The organism is Mycobacterium paraffinicum (assembly GCF_025822865.1).
GTDB lineage: Bacteria > Actinomycetota > Actinomycetes > Mycobacteriales > Mycobacteriaceae > Mycobacterium > Mycobacterium paraffinicum.
Genome location: NZ_JACKUR010000016.1, coordinates 384,381 through 403,999, shown reverse-complemented (window position 1 = coordinate 403,999; position 19,619 = coordinate 384,381). Strand labels below are relative to the sequence as shown.

The window sequence follows — 19,619 nt, the reverse complement described above, 5'->3', positions numbered from 1 at the left end:
CCTGTAGTTACCGCGTCAATATGCTTCGTAGATACCGTTGTTGGCCTTGCGGACCGCCCAGACGTAATCCGCGCGTTCGCGGAGCCCGGAGTGCTCGGTATCGGGCGCGGCCAGCAGCCCGCGCACCTCGGCGAGGGACTGAAAACCCTTGCGGGCCATCCACTCCGACAGCCCTCGCAGCAGCACGTCCGCGTACTCGGGACCGTGGCGCAGCAGTGCTGATGCTGACTGCACGACATCCGCCCCGGCCAGCAGGTACTTGACCACGTCGCCGCCGAACTCCACCCCGGTGCTGGCGGCCAGCGAGGCGCGAATCCGGCCGCTCAGCAACGCGATCCAGGTCAGCGGCACGCGCGTATCGGCCGTCGTCGACAGCGTCACGGTGCGCACCGCGGTGAGCGTCTCGGGGTCGATGTCGGGCTGCAGGAACCGGTTGAACAGCACCAGGCCGTCGGCGCCCGCGGCGTCCAGCCGGTGCGCCATGTCGGCGGTCGCGCTGAAGTACGGGCTGAGTTTGACTGCGACCGGGATGCCGGCCGCGCTTTTGACCTCGGCCAGCACGTCGAGGTGGCGCTGCTCCACCGCGCGGCCGTCCACGCCGGCGTCGCCGGGCAGGTAGTAGATGTTCAGCTCGATCGCCGCCGAGCCGGCGTCCTGCATGCGGCGGGCGTAGTGCGCCCAGTTGCCGGGCGCGGACGCGTTGAGGCTCCCGATCACGGGGACGTCGACCGCGGCGACCGCGCGCTCGAGCTGGCGCAGGTAGCGCTCGGGGCCGCCGTTGCCTGACGATTCGACGGTGGCGGGGAAGTAGCTCAGCGACTCGGCGTAGCTTTCGCTGCCCTGCAACGCCATTCGCTCGTTGTGCGCCGCCTCGCGCCGCAGTTGCTCCTCGAACAGCGAGTACAGCACCACCGCCCCGATGCCCGCGTCGACGAGCCGGCGCACCCCGTCGACCGTGGTGCTCAGCGGGGATGCCGATGCCAGCAGGGGGTTGCGCAGCCTCAGGCCCAGGTAGTGGGCGGTCAGGTCCATCAGCCCTCCCTCCGCAGCGTCGGAGGGGATCCCGCTCTGGCGGGAAACTCGTGCGGGTCGCGGGAGGCCATGTCCTCGTAGACGTTCCAGTGCTGGTTGATTGACTCCTGCGCCAGCGCCGCAAGCCGTTCCGCCTCGTCGGGGGCGGTGTTGGCCAGGCTCCGGTAGCGCAGCTCGCGGTTGCGGTAGTCGGCCAGGGGAATGCGGGGCCGGTGCGAATCCAGCAAGAACGGCGGGTTTCCGGTGGCGCGCAGCACCGGGTCGTAGCGGATCAGCGGCCAGTGCCCGCTGGCGACGGCGCGGTGCTGCTGATCCAGGCCGTTGCGCATCTCGAAGCCGTGCGCGATGCAGTGGCTGTAGGCGATGATCAGCGACGGCCCGTCGTAGGCCTCGGCCTCGCGGAAGGCCAGCAGCGTCTGTTGCGGGTCGGCGCCCATGGCGACGCGCGCGACATACACGTTGCCGTACGAAATTGCCTGTAGCGCCAAATCTTTGCGCGGCACGGTCTTGCCGCCGGCGGCGAACTTGGCCACCGCCCCCAGCGGTGTGCTCTTCGACATCTGTCCGCCGGTGTTCGAATACACCTCGGTGTCGAGCACCAGCACGTTGACGTTGTGTCCGCTGGCGAGCACGTGGTCCAGTCCGCCGGCGCCGATGTCGTAGGCCCACCCGTCCCCGCCGACGATCCACACGCTGCGGCGCACCAGATGCTCGATTACGCTTTGCAATTCGTCGCCGACCTGCAGCCGGTCGACCTGGCCGCGCAGCTCGGCGACGCGGCGGCGCTGCTCGTCCAGTTCGGATTCGCGGCGCTGCGGGGCGGCCAGGGCGGCGTCGACGAGGTCGGGGCCCAGCGCGTCACGCAGTTCGGTCAGCCGCTGACGGGCCTGGCGGAGATGGGTGTCGGCGGCCAGCCGCAGCCCGAGGCCGAATTCGGCGTTGTCCTCGAACAACGAGTTCGACCAGGCGGGCCCGCGCCCCTCGGCGTTGGCCGTCCAGGGCGTGGTGGGCAGGTTGCCGCCGTAGATCGACGAGCAGCCGGTGGCATTGGCGATCACCAACCGGTCCCCGAAAAGCTGCGACAGCAATTTGAGGTAGGGCGTTTCCCCGCAACCGGCGCACGCGCCGGGGAATTCGAACAGGGGCTGCAGGAACTGCGTGCCGCGGACGGTGCCGAAATCGACCCTCGAGCGGTCGGCCACCGGCAGCGTCTCGAAGAACGCGATGTTCTCGCGTTCGGGGGCGACCAGCGGTTCGCGCGGCGCCAGGTTGATCGCCTTGGTCACCGGCGTGCCGGGCACCACGGCGGGGCAGGCCTGGACGCACAGGTCGCATCCGGTGCAGTCCTCGACGTAGACCTGCAGGGTGTAGCGGGCGTTGGGCAGGCCGACCGCGTCGAGCGGTGCCGAGGGGAACGTCGCGGGCGCGTCCTCGAGGTGTTCCTGGTCGTAGAACTTGGTGCGAATGACGCTGTGCGGGCACACGAACGAGCAGTTGCCGCACTGGATGCAGGTGTCGGGGTCCCAGACGGCGACGAGGTCGGAGATGTTGCGTTTCTCGTAGGCGGCGGTGCCGCTGGGGTAGGTGCCGTCGATCGGCAGGGCGCTGACGGGCAGCGCGTCGCCGCGGCCGGCGATCATCTCGCCGGTCACCGCCCGCACGAATTCGGGGGCGTCGGGTCCGACCGGCGGTTCGAGCGCGACGACGGAGGTCGCGGTGTCCGGGACGTCGACCTGGTGCAGCCGTTGCAGGGCGCGGTCGGCGGCCTCGGCCTCGCGGGCCACCACGTCGGCACCCTGCCCGGCGTACGTCTTGGCCGCGCTGTCCTTGATCCGGGCGAGCGCCTGTTCCAGCGGCAGCACACCGGAGATGGCGAAGAAACAGGTCTGCAGGACGATGTTGATCCGTCCGGCGAGCCCCACCTCGCGGGCGATGCCGCTGGCGTCGACGACGTACAGCCGGATGCGCTTGTCGAGGATCTGGCGCTGCACGCTGCCCGGCAGGGCGTCCCACACCTTCTCGGGCGGACGTCTCGTGTTGACCAACAGCGCGGCGTTCTCGGCGGCGCCACCCAGCACGTCGAGCTTGTGCAGGAACCGCTCGTGGTGGCAGCCGACGAAGGAGGCCCGCTGCACCAGGTAGGGCGCGCGAATCGGCTCGGGCCCGAACCGCAGGTGCGAAACGGTCTGCGAGCCCGATTTTTTCGAGTCGTACACGAAGTAGCCCTGGGCGTAGAGGTCCTCCTCGCCGCCGAGGATCTTGATCGTGTTCTTGTTGGCGCCGACGGTGCCGTCGGAGCCGATGCCGAAGAACACCGCGCGCACCGTGTCGGCCGGCTCGATGTCGAAGGCCGGGTCGTAGTCGATGCTCGTCCGGCTGACGTCGTCGTCGATGCCCACGGTGAAGCGGGGCCGGGGCCGGTCGCGGGCCAGTTCGGCGAACACGCCGGCGACCATGGCCGGGGTGAATTCCTTCGACGACAGCCCGTAGCGCCCGCCGCACACCATCGGCAGGGCCGACCGTTCGCCGCTCACATACGCCTCGGCGAGGGCGGCGACGACGTCCAGATACAGCGGCTCGCCGTGCGAGCCGGGTTCCTTGGTCCGGTCGAGCACGCCGACGGCGCGGACGGCCGGCGGCAGGGCGGCCAGCAGCGCCCGCACCGGGAACGGCCGGTACAGCCGCAGCCGCAGCACCCCGACCCGCTCGCCGCGCTCGGTGAGGGCCGCAACCGTCGCGGCGGCGGTGTCGGCGCCGGATCCCATCAGCACGACCACCCGTTCGGCCTGCGGGTGCCCGGTGTACTCGACGATGCGCATCGGCCGCCCGGTGCGACGGCCCAGCTCGGCCATCAGGTCATCGACCACCTCGGGCACCCGGGCGTAGAACGGGTTGACGGTCTCGCGCGCCTGGAAGTAGGTGTCGGGATTCTGCGCGGTGCCGCGGATGAACGGCCGCTCCGGGGACAGGGCGCGCTCCCGGTGCGCCAGCACCAGCTCCTCGGGAACCAGGGCCCGCAGGTCGTCGTCGTCGAGTAGCTCGATGGTGTTCAGCTCGTGCGAGGTGCGGAAGCCATCGAAGAAGTGCACGAACGGGATTCGGGTGCGCAGCGTGGCCGCCTGCGCGACCAGGGCCAGGTCGTGGGCCTCCTGCACCGAGGCCGACGACAGCAGCGCGAAGCCGGTCTGGCGCGCGGCCATCACGTCTTGATGGTCGCCGAAAATCGAAAGACCTTGCGCAGCAATTGATCTGGCCGCGACGTGGATCGCCGCGGAGGTCAGCTCGCCGGCGATCTTGTACATGTTCGGGATCATCAGCAACAGGCCCTGCGACGACGTGAACGTCGTGGCCAGCGCGCCGCCTTGCAGGGCGCCGTGCAGCGCTCCGGCGGCCCCGCCCTCGCTCTGCATCTCCACCACCGTGGGCACGGTGCCCCAGATGTTGGGCCGGTGCCGGCTCGACCAGTCGTCGGCCAGCTCCGCCATCGGCGAGGACGGGGTGATCGGGTAGATGCAGCACACCTCGTTGAGGCGGTAGGCGACCGACGCCGCCGCCTCGTTGCCGTCGATCGTGGCGCGCGTCACCGGGACTCCGGGATCATCTCGATGGCGTGCACCGGGCACTGCTCGTAGCAGGCGGCGCAACCGGTGCAGCGGTCGTAGTCGAAGCGGTAGCGGTGACCCGGTCCCAGCTTGATCACCGCGTCCTCCGGGCAGGCGCCCAGGCAGCCGTCGCACTCGAAGCAGTTGCCGCACGATAGGCACCGGCCGGCCTCGAACGTCGCGGCCTGCGCCGACAGGCCGCAGACCACCTCATCGAACCCGCTAACGCGTTGCGCGGCGGGAAGTTCGGGCTCGCTGCGCCGGGAGGCGTCACCGAAGTACCACGGATGCAGCAGGTCGAACTCCGCGGTCGGATTTTTGGGGGCGCGCTCCCCGTCGACGCCGCGCAGCCACGCGTCGATGTGACGGGCCGCCTTCTTGCCGTGCCCGACGGCGACCGTCACGGTGCGCTCGCAGGGCACCATGTCGCCGCCGGCGAACACCCCCGGGCAGCCGGTCATCAGCGACGACGACACGCGCACGGAACCGTCGTCGTCGAACTCCACACCGGGCAGGCTGCGCATGAACGCTGACTCGGTTTCCTGCCCCAGGGCCATGATCACGGTGTCGGCCGCCAGCGTCTCGAATTGCCCGCTCGGCACCGGACGTCCGGATTCGTCGAGTCGCATGAGCTCCACCTGGAGTTCGGGGCCGTCGAAGGCGGTGATCGTGCGCAGCCAGTGGATCCGCACGCCCTCGCGCTCGGCCTCCTGCACTTCGTGGGAGTGCGCGGGCATCTGGGCCGCCGTGCGGCGGTAGATGATGACGGCGTCCTCGGCGCCGAGTCGGCGCGCGACGCGCGCGGCGTCCACCGCGGTGTCGCCGCCGCCGTACACGGCGACGCGGCGGCCGAGTTCGGGTGTTTCGCCGACGGCGACGGCGCGCAGGAAGGAGACCGCGTCCAGCATCGAAGCGGCATCGGCGGCCGGGATGTCCACGCGCTTGGCGAGGTGGGCACCGACGGCGACGAACACCGCGTCGAAACCCCCGGCGTCGCGTTCGGCGGCCAGGTCCTCCACCCGGTGCCCGCACGTGAACTCCACGCCCAGCGCGGCGATGCGGTCGATCTCGGCGTCCAGCACGTCGCGGGGCAGCCGGTATTTCGGGATGCCGTAGCGCATCATCCCGCCCGGCTGCGCGCCGGTGTCACGGACCTCCACCAGGTGGCCGAGCCGCGCGAGGTGATAGGCGGCCGACAGGCCGCTGGGGCCGGCGCCGACCACCAGCACCCGCTTGCCCGTCGTCTGCGGCGGGTGGTCGAACAGCCATCCCTGCGCGCGGGCGGTGTCGCCGAGGAACCGTTCCACCGCGTGGATCGACACCGAGGAGTCCAGATGCGCCCGGTTACAGACGGATTCGCAGGGGTGGTAGCAGACGCGGCCGTGGATCGCGGCGAAGGGGTTGTCGGCGGTCAGCTGCCGCCAGGCTTGCTCGAAGCGTCCGCTCCGGGCGTGGGCGAGCCACGCCTGGATGTTCTCGCCGGCGGGGCAACCGGCGTTGCACGGCGGCAGCAGATCGACGTAGATCGGGCGGCGTTCGCGGACCGGGCCCGCGCGCGGCCGCCCGTGCACGAGGTCGGGCAGTGCGGTCAGGTCGGTGCGGGACGCGGCGGCGAAAGCATCTGCCTCGCTGCTCAATTGCTCTCCCGTCACCCCCCTCACGATATGGCCGGGGGTGCGCCGCCACAGCCGCCGTTTGGCCTCAGTAGTTGAGGACTTACGGCCCTGCCAGCAGGGCATTGCGGCGCGGAAAGTAACACCATGGAGCAATTGACCGCGCTCGATGCCGGCTTCCTGGAGGTGGAGGACTCCGACCCGCATGTCAGCCTGGCGGTGGGCGGTGTGTCGATCGTGGAGGGACCGATCCCGACCTACGACGAGTTCGTCGGCGGATTCGCCGAGCGGGTGGCGGCGGTACCGCGCTGCAGGCAGATCCTGCGCACCCATCCACTCGACCTGCGGCCGCCGGAATGGACGGACGACCCCCACTTCGACCTCGCGCGTCACGTGCACCGCGTCGCGCTGCCGCAACCGGGCCGCGATCCGGAGCTGTTCGAGATGATCGCGTCGTTGATGGAACGCCGACTCGATCGTGAGCGCCCCCTATGGGAGTCCTGGATCATCGAGGGGCTCAGCGGAAACCGGTGGGCGGTGCTCACCAAGATTCACCACTGCATCGCCGACGGCATCGCGATGACGCAGCTGTTCGCCAAGTTCGGCGACGACGGCGAGGGCGGCACCTTTGCCGTCGACGTCGGCGCCGCCCGCAAGGCGGTTCGGCGCGGGCCGGATCTGTCCAAGATCAGCCTCAATCCCTTGAGCTGGGCGAGCGGAATCGGGCGAAGCGCGTTTGGCGCCGTGACCGCGGCCGAACACGCGGCGATCGGGGCGGCCGAGCTGGCCACCGCACTGATGCGCCCCGCGCCGGAATCCTCGCTGAACGGGCCGGTCACCGCGATGCGGCGGTACAGTGTGGCCCGCGCCCGGTTGACGGACATGAACAAGGTCGCCCGGGCATTCGGAGTCACGCTCAACGACGTTGCGCTGGCAGCGATTACCAACAGTTATCGCGCCGTCTTGCTGGCGCGCGGGGAACAACCGGGCCGAGACTCGCTGCGCACGCTCGTCCCGGTCTCCGTCCGCGCGGTGGACCGTTTCAATGTCGCCGGCAACCGGGTCTCGGCGATGCTGCCGTTGCTGCCCGTCGACGAGGCGGACCCGGTGCGGCAGCTGAAATTGGTGCACGACCGGCTCACCCACGCCAAAGCGAGCGGTCAGAGCGAGGGTGGCAGCGCGGTGGTGATGGCCGCCAAGCGCACCCCGTTTGCGCTGTCGGCGTGGGCGATTCGCTTGCTGTCGCGGTTCCCTCAACGGGCGGTCGTCGCCTTGGCAAGCAACGTTCCCGGTCCACGGAGCCGCCAGCGGCTGATGGGCCGCCGGGTGCTGGAACTCCTGCCGGTTCCCCCGATCGCTCTGCAGGTGCGCACCGGCATCGGAATGCTCAGCTACGCCGACAGTTTCGTCTTCGGCATCACCGCCGACTACGACACGGCGCCCGACATCGACGCGCTCGCGGCCGGCATCGAGAAGGGGATGGCGCAATTGATTGCGGCCGCCCGTACCCGGCGCCGCAAGGCGTCATGACGCTTCGGACTGGGTGACGCGTTGATGCGCCGTCAGCAGTAGGTGGTCGAACTCCGATTGGGCACCGAGGCGCAACCTGGCCCCGCGGAAGTCTTCGGCGATCTGCTCGGCAAGCGGCCGCAACTTGATGTTCGCTTCCTGTGAAAGCCATTTGAGCAACTCGAAGGCCGCGCTGTCACTGATGCCATAGATCAGCATCAGCATGCCCTTGGCCTGTTCGATCCCGGCCCGGTTCTCGTTGATCTCGGCCAGCCTGGCGCTGACGATCTCCTCCGCCACCTGTCCCGTGGCCGGGGAGACGTCGATGTAAAACCCCTGCGTTCCAACGACGTCGCCGTCGTCGTCGAAGAACCGGTCGCCCACAACGACGACGTGGCGCACATTCCCGTCGGTGTCGATGATTCGATGGCGAGTGCTGAACGCCTGCCGGGTGTTGACGATCTGATCGATGGTGGCCGCGACCTGCCCGCGGTCGTCCGGATGCTTGTGCGATAGCACCAGATCGGTGGTGGGCGTCACGCTGCCGGGCTCATACCCGTGCATCCGCTGCACCTGTTCCGACCACTCCCAGCGCTGGTCGGTGAAGTAGAAGCGAAACCAGCCGGCCGGTTGCGCGGCTCCGCCGGCCAACGCCTGTTCGACGTTAGCCCGCTGGCCGTCCAGTTCCCACTTCATCTCGCACCTGGGCTCCCCGCGTTGTGGAACCGGCGGAAGGCGGCGGCCCGTGTGTTTCTGCAGGGACCCGGGTCGCCGCCTGCCCGCCGGACATCAGGCGTTGATGACCTCGCGTTGCGAGGCGTTCTCATTGATGGCCGTTTGCCCGTCGCCGCGCCCGACGGTGATCTTTCGCGGCTTGGCCCGTTCGGCCACCGGAATGCGCAGCCGCAGAACACCTTCGCGGTAGGACGCCTCGATCTTGTCGGTGTCGAGGTTGTCGCCGAGCACCAGCTGCCGGCTGAACACCCCGCGCGGGCGCTCGGTGGCCAGCATCTCGCGGTTCGGGTCGAGGGCCGGCCGCTCGGCGCGCACGGTCACGACGTTGCGCTCGATGTCGATGTCGAGCGACTCGGCATCGATGCCGGGCAGGTCGAACTCAACGACGAACTCCTCGCCCTGGCGCCAGGCGTCCATCGGCATCACCGCCGGCCGGGCGGCCGTACCGAACACCTGGTGGGCAAAGCGGTCGAGGTCACGGAAGGGGTCGGTACGCATCAGCATGGTGGTCACCTCTCACTCCAATCTAGGCTGTGGTCTGGTTATTACCTATGTCCAATGACATAGATTTGGTATAGCACTGTCGACATTAGTCACGCAAGTGTGATAAATAGATTTTCTAGGCCAGCTAGCTTCGAGGAGAGACGCGTGATGACCGACCAACGCGGCGACTCCGGCGTCCCGGCGCCCGATCACGGCGTGTACGGCATCTCGGTGGCCGCCGAGCTCTCCGGCATCCCGGTGCAGTCGCTGCGCCTCTACGAGCGGTATGGGCTGCTCGCGCCGGCGCGAAGCAACGGCGGAACCCGCCGCTACAGCGCCGATGACCTGGCCCGGCTCAAGCGGATCAGCGAGCTGGTCGGCGCCGGCATCAACCTGGCCGGCGTCGCCCGGATCCTCGACCTCGAGGATCACAACGCGACGCTCTCGGCGGCCAACACCGACCTACTGTCCACCAACCGAACCCTGCGGAAGGCCGCCAAAACCGCCACGGTCACGCAGGAGGCCGGCGAACCCGGCGAAGGTGCCGGCTGAGGGCACCGGCCCTCCGATTGCGCTCACCGAGTTCGGGTACCCAGCCTGCTGGGCCCTTGAGCTGAAGGAGATGCAATGGGAGAGGTGGCGGAAGCCAAGACCCAGGTGGTCGACGGCGCACGGCGCGAGGCGGACGAATACCGCGGCGACGAGCCTCGCCCGTTGGGCGGCTACGTGGCGGTGCTGCTCATCTACACCGCCCTGGTGGCCGTCGCGACCACGGCCGCGCTGCTCACCGGGCGGACATTGCCCACCCGGTGGCGGATCCAGGACCTGATCACGGTCACCCTGGGCACCCACAAGCTCTCGCGGACGCTGACCAAAGACGCGGTGACCAGCCCGTTGCGCGCGCCGTTCACCCGCTTCGCGGGCAGCGGCGGACCGGCGGAGGTCATGGAGGAGGTCCGGGAAGAAAGCCCGTTGCGGCACAGCCTGGGAGAACTACTTACGTGCCCGTTCTGCCTGGATATGTGGGTGGCGACCGGCTTCGCCATCGGCTTGGTCTTTGCCCCCAGATTCACCCGCCTGATCGCCGGCGTCTTCACCGTGTTGACCGGCGCCGACTTCCTTCAGCTCGCCTACTCGATGGCGCAGCAGTCGGCCGGGGGCTGAGCGGCGCTCAGCCGGTCCTCGGCATCGGGATGCCCTCGCTGGCCGCGAACCCCGCGTCCTCCTCGGAGGACAACCCGATGGACACCACCGACCGGGCGAACAGTGCGTCGGTCAGGTAGGCCAGCGACACCGCCCACCGGTTGACGCCCCGCGGGATCGCATACAGGTGATACGACCGGGTGACGATCTTGGCCGGCAGGCCGGAAAGGTGGATGTTCAGCGGGTTGGCCACCGCCTGCCACGGTCCCAGGTCGACCACCAGGCCCAGGTTGCGGTGCTTGTATTGCTTGGGCGTGCCGTAACCGAGGCTGGCCGCCACGTTGCGGGCCAGCACCTTGCCCTGGCGGGTGGCGTGCTGGGCCGTGGGCGGCGTGATCTTGCCCGGTTGGGTCAGGTCGGGGACCGCGGCCGCGTCGCCGGCCGCGAAGACGCCGGGGTGGTCCGGCACTTGCAGATCCGGGCGGACTTTGAGCCGGCCGCGTTCGGTCGGCAACCCCAGATCCTGGATCAACGGCGCGCCGGTGACACCGGTCAGCCAGGCGACCGTGCGCGTGTCGATGCGCGAATCATCGCTGAGCACAACGTGATCGCCGTGAGCTTCCTTGAGCGTGAGGCCGAGCCGGACGTCGATGCCGCGCCGGCGGAGCACCTTCTGCGCGGCGTCGCCCAGCTTCTTGCCGACTTCGGGCATCACCTGCTCGGCCAGATCGAGGAGCACGAACCGGACGGCGGCGGGGTCGAAGCGCATCTGCTTGGCTGCCGCGTCGGCCAGCGCCCGCAGTTGAGCCACCAGTTCGGTGCCCGAATAGGAGGCCCCGACCACGACGACGGTGCGCCGCGCCTGGGCCACCTGCGGGTCGTCCTCGATGTTGGCCAGTTCGAGCTGCTCCACGAAATGGTCTCGTAGGTAGAGGGCTTCGGCGGTGGTCTTCAACCCGCGCGCGCACGTCGCGAGGCCCGGCACATCGAAAAGCCGTGTCACCGAACCCGGGGTGAGCACCAACCGATCCCAGGCCATGGTGTGGCTGCGCTCTTCGGGATCACACCATCTCAGCGTGCGCTGGGCGAAGTCCACACCATCCACGCGGCCGCGCACCGCGTCCACGCCTTTGAGACTGTTCGCCAGGGGGATCGCCACGAACCGGGCATCGACGACCCCGCCGGCGACGTCGGGCAGCAACGGCGTGTACAGCATGTAATCCACCGGGGAGACGATCGTGATGTCGGCCTGAACGCGCCGTCGCCGCAGGATGCGGGCCAGACGGTGCGCGCAGGTGAATCCGGTGAAGCCGCTGCCAACGATCACTATCGAGGTCACCAATCCGAGTGTAGGACGGATGCCCGTTCGCGAAAACAACCGCAGCGAGGGCCCCAAAAGTGATTAACAGCAACGCAATACGTGCATGCACTTCCGCTGCACAGTAAGTTCTCGCGGTCGCCAGGGAGCTGCCATGCAATCGGGCGCTCGCGGCCTGCGCTTCGCTTTTTGGCCCATAGACTTCGTTTGGTGGGTTGACACCGGGATCATCACAAGAACACTTGGATAAACGAGGCAGTGGCTCTCGAAGAGAAGTGTGCCCCGATTCGTCGCCCTGGGATCAGCAGGGGGAGGGGCAGACCTTTCAAAGGGGATGCTATGCAAGAGGGCAGTGCGGCGGTCGTCGCCCAGCTCGCGGAAATGGTGTCCGGCATCGACGGCCAGGAGATCGATACCGCGGCGGGGCTGAGTGAACTCATCGGCAACGGCGTCATGCATGTGGCGGGCGCACAGTACGCGGGGATCACGCTGGCCGAGCGGGGCAAGGGGGTCACCAACGTGGCTGCCACGCATCGTTACCCGATGCTGCTGGATGCTATCCAGAACCGCTACGGGGAGGGCCCGTGCGTGGAGGCGGCCTGGCGCCACCATGTGATGCACGTCGAGGACCTCACCGAAGAACAACGGTGGCCGCGGTATCGGCGGCATGCGCTCGAGGAGACCCCGATCCGGTCCATTCTCTCGTTCGAGTTGTTCGTGGACCGCGGCAGCGTGGCCGCGCTCAACTTCTATGCCGAGTCCCCGCATACGTTCCACGACGACGCGGTGGAGCTCGGCGCCGTCTACGCCACGCACATTGCTCTGGCGTGGTCAATCATGCGCCGCCAGGACCAATTCCGCAGCGCCCTGGCTTCACGGGACATGATCGGGCAGGCCAAGGGAATCGTCATGGAGCGCTTCAATCTGGACGCCGTCGAGGCGTTCGAACTCCTCACCCGGCTCTCGCAGCAATCCAACACCAGGCTGATCGACATCGCGAAATCGTTGATCGACAGCGAGCATCCGCTCAAACGCCGGTGCCGCTAGGTCGGCGTTTCGGGGGCTGCGAGACGGGTATGTGCTTTCCGCATGAAGGCTGTCACTTGGCACGGCAAGCGCGACGTGCGGGTGGAGTCGGTGCCCGACCCCAAGATCGAGCAACCCACCGACGCCATCATCGAAGTCACGTCGACCAACATCTGCGGGTCCGACCTGCACCTCTATGAGATCCTTGGGGCCTTCATGAAGCCCGGGGACATCCTTGGGCACGAGCCCATGGGAATCGTGCGCGAGGTCGGGGGCGAGACGGGCGACCTGCGGGTCGGGGACCGGGTCGTCATCCCCTTCCAAATCTCTTGCGGCAGTTGCTATATGTGCGACAAGCGGCTTTACACCCAATGCGAGACCACTCAGGTGCGCGACCAGGGCATGGGGGCCGCGCTGTTCGGCTACTCGGAGCTCTACGGCGAGGTCCCGGGTGGCCAGGCCGAGCTGTTGCGCGTCCCGCAGGCTCAGTTCACCCACATCAAAGTCCCTGTGGGGCCGCCGGATTCGCGGTTCGTCTACCTGTCCGACGTGCTGCCGACGGCCTGGCAGGCGGTGGCCTACGCCGACATCCCGGACGGGGGCACGGTCACCGTGCTCGGCTTGGGCCCGATCGGCGATATGGCCGCGCGCATCGCCGATCACCTCGGCTATCGGGTGATCGCCGTGGACCTGGTGGCCGAGCGCCTCGGGCGTGCCGCGCAGCGCGGCATCCACACCATCGACCTGGGCCGGCTCGACTCGCCACTCGGGGATGCGATCCGGGACCTGACCGACGGGCGGGGCTCCGACTCGGTCATCGATGCGGTGGGCATGGAAGCGCACGGCTCCCCGGCGGCCAAACTGGCCCAGCAGGCCACCGGCATGTTGCCGGACTTCATTGGCAAGCGGCTCATGCAGACCGCCGGCGTGGACCGGCTCAGCGCCCTGTACTCCGCCATCGACATCGTGCGCCGCGGTGGCACGATATCGCTGATCGGCGTGTACGGCGGGATGGCCGACCCGCTGCCGATGCTCACCCTGTTCGACAAGCAGGTGACCCTGCGGATGGGCCAGGCGAACGTGAAGAGGTGGGCGGACGACATCATGCCGCTGCTCACCGACGACGACCCGCTCGGCGTCGACACCTTCGCGTCGCACGTGCTGCCCCTCGACCAGGCCCCGCACGCCTACGACATCTTCCAGAAGAAGCAGGATGGTGCGGTAAAGGTCATGTTAAGGCCCTGAAAACCGCTGTGCGGCAAGGCCTCTCCGATTCACCGTTTGGGGGAGGCCCCGCTAGGGTATTGAAAGCGCCATGACATCCGCAGAAGCCTCCGCCCCCACGCCCACCGGAGAGGTGTGGCCGGGCCGCGCCTACCCCCTAGGCGCCACCTACGACGGTGCGGGCACCAATTTCGCCGTGTTCAGCGAAGTGGCCGAGCGGGTGGAGCTGTGCCTGTTCGACGCCGACGGAAACGAGAGCCGCGTCACGTTGCCCGAGGTCGACGGATTCGTCTGGCACGCCTACATACCCAACATCGAACCCGGCCAACGCTACGGCTACCGGGTGTACGGCCCGTACGACCCGCAGAACGGCTTGCGGTGCAACCCGAACAAGCTGCTGGTCGACCCGTATTCGAAGGCAATCGACGGCTCGTTCGAGTGGGACCAGGCCCTGTTCAGCTACAACTTCGGCGACCCCGACAGCCGCAACGACGACGACTCGGCCGCCTTCATGCCGAAATCGGTGGTGATCAACCCCTACTTCGACTGGGGCAACGACCGGCCGCCGGACCACCAGTACGCCGACACGGTCATCTACGAGGCACACGTCAAGGGCCTCACGCAAACCCACCCGGACATCCCCGAACAACTGCGCGGCACGTATTCGGCCGTGGCGCACCCGGTGATCATCGAGCACCTCAAGAGCCTCGGCGTCACCGCCATCGAGCTGATGCCGGTGCACCACTTCGCGAACGACTCGACCCTGGTGGACAAGGGCCTCTCGAATTATTGGGGGTACAACACCATCGGGTTCTTCGCGCCCGACTTCAAGTACTCCAGCGCCACGTCCCCCGGCGGGCAGGTGCAGGAGTTCAAGGCGATGGTGCGGACCCTGCACGAGGCCGGCATCGAGGTCATCCTCGACGTCGTCTACAACCACACGGCCGAGGGCAACCACATGGGCCCGACACTGTCGATGCGGGGCATCGACAACGCCGCCTACTACCGGCTGGTCGAAGATGACAAGCGCTATTACATGGACTACACCGGCACGGGCAACAGCCTCAACGTCGGGCACCCGCACGCGCTGCAGCTGATCATGGACTCGCTGCGTTACTGGGTGACCGAGATGCACGTCGACGGCTTCCGGTTCGACCTGGCGGCCACGCTGGCCCGGGAGTTCTACGACGTGGACCGCCTGGCGGCGTTTTTCGAACTCGTGCAACAGGATCCGACGGTCAGCCAGGTCAAGCTGATCGCCGAACCCTGGGACGTCGGGCCGGGCGGCTACCAGGTCGGCAACTTCCCGCCGCAATGGACGGAATGGAACGGCAAGTACCGCGACGCCGTCCGCGACTTCTGGCGCGGCGAACCGTCGACGCTCGACGAGTTCGCCTACCGGCTGTCCGGGTCGGCCGACCTGTACGAGCACACCGCGCGCCGGCCGGTGGCCTCGATCAACTTCGTCATCGCCCACGACGGGTTCACGCTTCGTGACCTGGTGTCCTACAACGAGAAACACAACGAGGCCAACGGCGAGGACAACAACGACGGCGAAAGCCACAACCGATCCTGGAACTGCGGCGCGGAGGGGCCGACGGACGACCCGGGCGTCAACGCGCTGCGCGCCCGCCAACAGCGCAACTTCCTCACCACGCTGTTGCTGTCGCAGGGTGTGCCGATGATCTGCCACGGTGATGAGTTGGGCCGCACGCAGAACGGCAACAACAACGGCTACTGCCAGGACAACGAGCTCACCTGGATCGACTGGGCAAAAGCGGATAACGGCCTGCTGGAGTTCACCCGCGTGGTGTCGGCGCTGCGGGCCAACCACTCGGTGTTCCGCAGGCGCCGGTTCTTTTCCGGCAAGCCGCTGGGCCGCCGCGGCCAGGACGGCCTGCCCGACATCGCCTGGTTCACCCCGGAGGGAACCGAGATGACCGAGGAGGACTGGGGCGCGGGGTTCGCGAAATCCGTCGCGGTGTTCCTCAACGGGCACGGCATCCCCGACCGGGACCCCCGGGGGCAACGAGTGCTCGACGACTCGTTCCTGTTGTGCTTCAACGCCCACTACGAGCCGATTGAATTCACTTTGCCGCCAAAGGAATTCGGTGCCGCGTGGCAACTCATGATCTTCACCGGACCCGAGGAGGAGACGCCCGCGGAGGAGGTGCCCGGGGGAGGGAAGCTCACCGTGGACGCGCATACCGCCGTGGTGTTGCAAGCCCCCGACGGAGGCTGACGCGCATCGGTGACCTTCGCCCCGAGATTGATGACCTTTTGCCCCCAGACATCGGTTTCCCACTCCCGCACACTGTCGGTTGCGCCGCGGGGGAAGGAAGGGGCAGCCGATGGAGAGGCCGAGCCCCGACGCATGCCTGAACGACGTGGCCTGGTGCAGACGGATCGTCGTGGCGGTGGTGTTTGTCATCGCCGTGCTCACCTGGGTGGGCTGGGCGACCGGTGTCGACAGGTTGACCCGGATCTATCCGACCTGGCCGCAGATGATGCCGTGGACCGGTTTGTGGCTGGCAACGCTGAGCATGGCGATCCTGGCGCAGTCGGGCCATCCATCGCGGGGGCGCGTGTGGGCCGGGCGTGGCCTGGCCCTGGGCGTGGGCGCTCTTGCCGGCATCACCGTCGCCGAGTACGCCACCGGTTTGCCGTCGTCCGGCCTGGACCTGGCGTGGTTCGGGGACGCGGTGCGCACGTCGCAACAGACCTGGCCGGGACGCCCGAGCCCGCAGACGGCGTCATCGGTGCCGCTCGTGGCGGCCGCCGTTGCACTGATCCGGGTGGATCGCTGGACCCGCGTGGTCTGGCCCGCCTGCATGGCGGCCGGCGGGGCCATTTCCTTCGTCACGCTCGGGGCCTACCTGTTCAACGCGTTGGCGCTGGTGGGCTATACGCCATCGACGGGCCAGGCGCTCATGACCGCCTTGGCTCTACTGCTGCTCGTCGCCGCCACGGCGCTGGCACGCCCCGACCGGTCTCCGGTCGCCTGGCTACTCGCCCGGCCCGACCGCAAGTCACTGCTTCGGCTGGCCGGAATCCTCGCCGGGTTTCCGATCGTCGTTGCGCTGGCGCGGCCGATCTTCCTGCGACTCGGGATGGGCGAGCAGGCGGAATGGACCTTCTCGATCCTGCTGGGCACCGCCATCGTCGGGGCCATCGCGTTCTTCTTCATCCAGCGCGAGCAGCGGCTGCTCATAGAGCAGGAGCTGGTCAGTAAGGCACGCGCCGACGCCGAGATGCGCTATCGCATCCTCGCGGACAACGCCGTCGACATCATCGTGCACCTGCGCGGCGGCGAGATCGCGTGGGTCTCGCCGTCCGTGGAGGCGGCGTTGGGCCGGCCACCGCAGGGCTGGACCGGCTCGGATTTCGACCGGCACATCCACCCGCGCGACCTCGAGACGGTCATCGGCGCGCTAAGCCGGGTCGCCGCCGGCGAATCGGTTCTGCAGCGGTTCCGCGTGCGCTCCGCCCACGGCAACTACCACTGGGTCGAGGGCCACGGAAAACCGTACGTCGACGGCGAGGGCAACACCGACGGCCTGATCGCCGCGGTGCGCATCATCGACGAGCAGGTAGAGGCGGAGCGGCGGCTGGAACGGATGGCACGGTTCGACGCCCTTACCGGGCTGGTGAACCGGGCCGAGGCCATCAGCCGATTCGAGGCCGCGATGCAGAAGCCGCGGCCGCTCGGAACGTACGTCGGGGTCTTGTTCTGCGACGTCGACCGCTTCAAGGAAATCAACGACACCTGGGGCCACGGCGTGGGTGACTGTGTGCTGGCAACCCTCGCCGCAAGGATCCGTGGAAGTGTGCGCGGGAGCGACACGGTGGGCCGGATGGGGGGCGACGAGATCCTCGTCCTGCTCCCCGACATCCACAGCGTCGACGAGCTCGCCCAGATCGCCGAGAAGATTCGCTGCCGTGCCGCCGAACCCATTGATGTATCCGGGAAGTGGTTATCGGCGACACTGAGCATCGGCGCCACGCTCGCCATACCCGGCGAGTCCGTCGACACGATCACCGCCCGGGCGGACGCGGCCATGTATCGGGCCAAGCTGGGGGACCGGAACACCGTCGTTCGCAACTAAGTAGCCGAGCCCTCGGTGACGGGTGATATCCGGTAGGTTTTTGCCGACGGCAGCTCGTTACAAGAGAGGGCAAATATGTCAAGGACAGTGGTGGTGGGCGCCTCGAGCGGACTCGGTCGCTGCATCGGCGTCGGCCTCGCCCAGCGCGGCGACCAGGTCGCACTGCTGGCCCGGCGCCGCGAGCGCATCGAGGCGGCGGCCAAAGAGGCCGGCCCGGGCGCAATCGCCATCGAATGCGATGTCACCGACGAGGCGTCGTGCCGCTCCGCGATCGCCGCCGCCGCCGACGCCCTGGGCAGCATCGACAACATCGTCTACACCCCCGCCGTCGGGCCACTGGTCCGCATGGTCGACACCGACGCAGCTACCTGGCGGCGCATCTTCGACACCAACGTCATCGGCGCGGCGCTGGTGACGGCCGCGGCGGTGCCGCACCTGACGGTCTCCGCGGGCAAGGCGGTCTACCTGTCCTCCGACGCGGGCACGTTCGGGCCGCCGTGGCCTGGCCTGGGTGCGTACGGGGTCAGCAAGGCGGCCCTCGAGCGCATGGTCGACGCGTGGCGGGCCGAACATCCCGACATCGGCTTCACCACTTTCATCGTGGGGGAATGCCCGGGTGGCGAGGGGGACGCGGCCACGGGCATGAACATCGGCTGGGACATGGACCTCGCCATGAAGGCCGTGCCGCTGTGGGCGTCCCGCGGCTGCATGCCCGGCAAGTTGATGCCGGTCGAGGACCTCATCGACGTGGTGCACACGATCCTGCGCACGAACGCCGCGACCTCGATGCCGGTGGTGGTGGCCAGGGGTGCGCCCGCCAGCCCCGCCGCGTTCGCGGATTCCGCGCAGTCCTAGCGGCCCACCTTCTCGCGGACCAGGTCGGTCAGGAAACGCCCGGCCGAGGTCGGCCGGAAGGCGCGGGCCGCCCCCGTGAGCGCCTCGCGCGCATCCGGGGGCAGCTCGATGTCGGCGGCGGCGACGTTGAACTCGAGCTGCTCGACGCTGGACGCGCCGGGGATGGCGACCACGCCCGGATAACTGATCAGCCAGGCCAGCGCCACCTGAGCGGGCTGGGCGCCGACCGTGGTGGCGACGTCGCGCAGCGTCTGCAGCAGCGGCTCGACGCGGCGCAGGTTCTCGGTGCCGAACAGCGAGTTCAGCGCCCGAATGCCCCCGGGACGATTGTCCAGGCCGTATTTCCCTCCCAGCAGGCCCTGTTCGAGCGGGCTGTAGGCGATCACGATCCGGTTCTCCCGCTCGGCGAAGGGCACCAGGTCCTCCAGCGGCCCGGCGTGGGCCAGCGAGAAGTGCACCTGATTGCTCATGACCGGCCGCCCGAGCGCCGCGTCGGCCTTGCGCCACCGGTCGAGCGAGTAGTTGGACACGCCGACCGCGCCGATCTTGCCGCTGTCGAGCAGGTCTCGCATGCCCGGCATGATCACCGTGTCGGGGACCAGCGGGTTGGACTGGTGGATCTGGTAGAGCGGGATGCGGTCCAGCCCCAGCCGCCGCGCGCTGGCCCGCTCGCGCTGCTTGATCACGGCGGGAAAGGGCGCGACCGGCATGATCTTGCTGGCCACCGCGACGTCGGCACGCTCGTCGCCGAGCGCCTCGCCGAGGATCCGCTCGCTCTTGCCCAGCCCGTACACCTCGGCGGTGTCGAACAGCGTCACCCCCAGGGCGCGGGCGCGGCGCACGATGTCGCGCGCGGCGCCCGAGGCGTAACCCTCGCCGTAGCCCCACTCGCGTGACCCGAACTGCCAGGTGCCCAGGCCGATTCGGCTGACCCGGCCCACTCCGTCGACCTCGAGATACTTCATGTGCCCAC

15 protein-coding genes are annotated in these 19,619 nt (G+C 68.6%); 8 read left to right on the top strand and 7 right to left on the bottom strand.

Annotated elements, in window-relative coordinates; translation table 11 throughout:
- Window positions 1–15: 15 nt before the first annotated feature.
- Genes H7J89_RS07205 through H7J89_RS07195 form a run of 3 tightly spaced genes read right to left on the bottom strand, consistent with a single transcriptional unit; the run spans window position 16 to window position 6,286 of the window.
- Window positions 16–1,032 (bottom strand): dihydroorotate dehydrogenase-like protein, encoded by a 1,017-nt coding sequence (locus tag H7J89_RS07205; RefSeq protein ID WP_264039146.1) that lies wholly within the window; start codon window positions 1,030–1,032, stop codon window positions 16–18.
- Entirely contained in the window at window positions 1,032–4,616 is a 3,585-nt protein-coding gene (gene nifJ, locus H7J89_RS07200) for a pyruvate:ferredoxin (flavodoxin) oxidoreductase (RefSeq protein WP_264039143.1), read from the bottom strand. Before nifJ ends, H7J89_RS07205 begins: the two co-directional genes overlap by 1 nt.
- Complete coding sequence (locus H7J89_RS07195; protein ID WP_264039132.1) at window positions 4,613–6,286, bottom strand: NAD(P)-binding protein; 1,674 nt, start codon at window positions 6,284–6,286, stop codon at window positions 4,613–4,615. Before H7J89_RS07195 ends, nifJ begins: the two co-directional genes overlap by 4 nt.
- 108 nt (window positions 6,287–6,394) lie before the next feature.
- Between H7J89_RS07195 and H7J89_RS07190 the strand changes: the two genes are divergently transcribed.
- Window positions 6,395–7,777 carry a WS/DGAT/MGAT family O-acyltransferase gene (locus H7J89_RS07190; RefSeq protein ID WP_264039124.1) on the top strand — a complete coding sequence of 461 codons (1,383 nt, stop codon included), beginning with the start codon at window positions 6,395–6,397 and terminating at the stop codon, window positions 7,775–7,777.
- Here H7J89_RS07190 and H7J89_RS07185 read toward each other — a convergent pair.
- Together H7J89_RS07185 and H7J89_RS07180 are read right to left on the bottom strand one after the other, a co-directional pair.
- Window positions 7,772–8,452 carry a PAS and ANTAR domain-containing protein gene (locus tag H7J89_RS07185; RefSeq protein ID WP_264039115.1) on the bottom strand — a complete coding sequence of 227 codons (681 nt, stop codon included), beginning with the start codon at window positions 8,450–8,452 and terminating at the stop codon, window positions 7,772–7,774. The two genes, H7J89_RS07190 and H7J89_RS07185, sit on opposite strands and share 6 nt — an antisense overlap.
- Before the next feature lie 93 nt (window positions 8,453–8,545).
- Window positions 8,546–8,995, bottom strand: a complete 450-nt coding sequence (locus H7J89_RS07180; protein ID WP_264040278.1) for an Hsp20/alpha crystallin family protein — start codon at window positions 8,993–8,995, stop codon at window positions 8,546–8,548.
- A 147-nt stretch (window positions 8,996–9,142) separates the two neighbouring features.
- On the opposite strand from H7J89_RS07180, the gene H7J89_RS07175 reads away from it, so the two are divergent.
- Window positions 9,143–9,526, top strand: coding sequence for a MerR family transcriptional regulator (locus tag H7J89_RS07175; protein ID WP_264039104.1), 384 nt, complete (start codon window positions 9,143–9,145; stop codon window positions 9,524–9,526).
- 75 nt (window positions 9,527–9,601) lie between these two features.
- Window positions 9,602–10,138 carry a DUF1360 domain-containing protein gene (locus tag H7J89_RS07170; RefSeq protein WP_264039096.1) on the top strand — a complete coding sequence of 179 codons (537 nt, stop codon included), beginning with the start codon at window positions 9,602–9,604 and terminating at the stop codon, window positions 10,136–10,138.
- A gap of 7 nt (window positions 10,139–10,145) precedes the next feature.
- Here H7J89_RS07170 and H7J89_RS07165 read toward each other — a convergent pair whose 3' ends face one another.
- Complete coding sequence (locus tag H7J89_RS07165; RefSeq protein WP_264039089.1) at window positions 10,146–11,456, bottom strand: NAD(P)/FAD-dependent oxidoreductase; 1,311 nt, start codon at window positions 11,454–11,456, stop codon at window positions 10,146–10,148.
- 318 nt (window positions 11,457–11,774) lie between these two features.
- On the opposite strand from H7J89_RS07165, the gene H7J89_RS07160 reads away from it, so the two are divergent.
- The 5 genes from H7J89_RS07160 (at window position 11,775) to H7J89_RS07140 (ending at window position 18,646) form a co-directional block, all read left to right on the top strand.
- Complete coding sequence (locus tag H7J89_RS07160) at window positions 11,775–12,482, top strand: GAF and ANTAR domain-containing protein (protein WP_264039082.1); 708 nt, start codon at window positions 11,775–11,777, stop codon at window positions 12,480–12,482.
- A 42-nt stretch (window positions 12,483–12,524) separates the two neighbouring features.
- Complete coding sequence (locus tag H7J89_RS07155; protein ID WP_264039074.1) at window positions 12,525–13,706, top strand: zinc-dependent alcohol dehydrogenase; 1,182 nt, start codon at window positions 12,525–12,527, stop codon at window positions 13,704–13,706.
- 70 nt (window positions 13,707–13,776) lie between these two features.
- Window positions 13,777–15,927, top strand: coding sequence for a glycogen debranching protein GlgX (gene glgX, locus H7J89_RS07150; RefSeq protein WP_264039066.1), 2,151 nt, complete (start codon window positions 13,777–13,779; stop codon window positions 15,925–15,927).
- Between the two features lie 109 nt (window positions 15,928–16,036).
- The gene (locus H7J89_RS07145) at window positions 16,037–17,791 is read left to right on the top strand and encodes a sensor domain-containing diguanylate cyclase (protein ID WP_264039058.1); all 1,755 of its coding nucleotides are present in this window, start codon (window positions 16,037–16,039) and stop codon (window positions 17,789–17,791) included.
- Between the two features lie 87 nt (window positions 17,792–17,878).
- The gene (locus tag H7J89_RS07140; RefSeq protein ID WP_264040273.1) at window positions 17,879–18,646 is read left to right on the top strand and encodes an SDR family oxidoreductase; all 768 of its coding nucleotides are present in this window, start codon (window positions 17,879–17,881) and stop codon (window positions 18,644–18,646) included.
- Here H7J89_RS07140 and H7J89_RS07135 read toward each other — a convergent pair.
- Window positions 18,643–19,611, bottom strand: a complete 969-nt coding sequence (locus H7J89_RS07135; protein ID WP_264039050.1) for an aldo/keto reductase — start codon at window positions 19,609–19,611, stop codon at window positions 18,643–18,645. The two genes, H7J89_RS07140 and H7J89_RS07135, sit on opposite strands and share 4 nt — an antisense overlap.
- Between the last annotated feature and the right edge of the window lie 8 nt (window positions 19,612–19,619).

Bases quoted from the DNA above. Each gene is read 5' to 3' on its own strand.
- H7J89_RS07135 (WP_264039050.1), bottom strand. From the start codon at position 19,611: ATGAAGTATCTCGAGGTCGACGGAGTGGGCCGGGTCAGCCGAATCGGC.
- H7J89_RS07185 (WP_264039115.1), bottom strand. From the start codon at position 8,452: ATGAAGTGGGAACTGGACGGCCAGCGGGCTAACGTCGAACAGGCGTTG.
- H7J89_RS07145 (WP_264039058.1), top strand. From the start codon at position 16,037: ATGGAGAGGCCGAGCCCCGACGCATGCCTGAACGACGTGGCCTGGTGC.
- H7J89_RS07155 (WP_264039074.1), top strand. From the start codon at position 12,525: ATGAAGGCTGTCACTTGGCACGGCAAGCGCGACGTGCGGGTGGAGTCG.
- glgX (WP_264039066.1), top strand. From the start codon at position 13,777: ATGACATCCGCAGAAGCCTCCGCCCCCACGCCCACCGGAGAGGTGTGG.
- H7J89_RS07170 (WP_264039096.1), top strand. From the start codon at position 9,602: ATGGGAGAGGTGGCGGAAGCCAAGACCCAGGTGGTCGACGGCGCACGG.
- H7J89_RS07180 (WP_264040278.1), bottom strand. From the start codon at position 8,995: ATGCTGATGCGTACCGACCCCTTCCGTGACCTCGACCGCTTTGCCCAC.
- H7J89_RS07190 (WP_264039124.1), top strand. From the start codon at position 6,395: ATGGAGCAATTGACCGCGCTCGATGCCGGCTTCCTGGAGGTGGAGGAC.
- H7J89_RS07175 (WP_264039104.1), top strand. From the start codon at position 9,143: ATGACCGACCAACGCGGCGACTCCGGCGTCCCGGCGCCCGATCACGGC.
- H7J89_RS07205 (WP_264039146.1), bottom strand. From the start codon at position 1,032: ATGGACCTGACCGCCCACTACCTGGGCCTGAGGCTGCGCAACCCCCTG.
- H7J89_RS07160 (WP_264039082.1), top strand. From the start codon at position 11,775: ATGCAAGAGGGCAGTGCGGCGGTCGTCGCCCAGCTCGCGGAAATGGTG.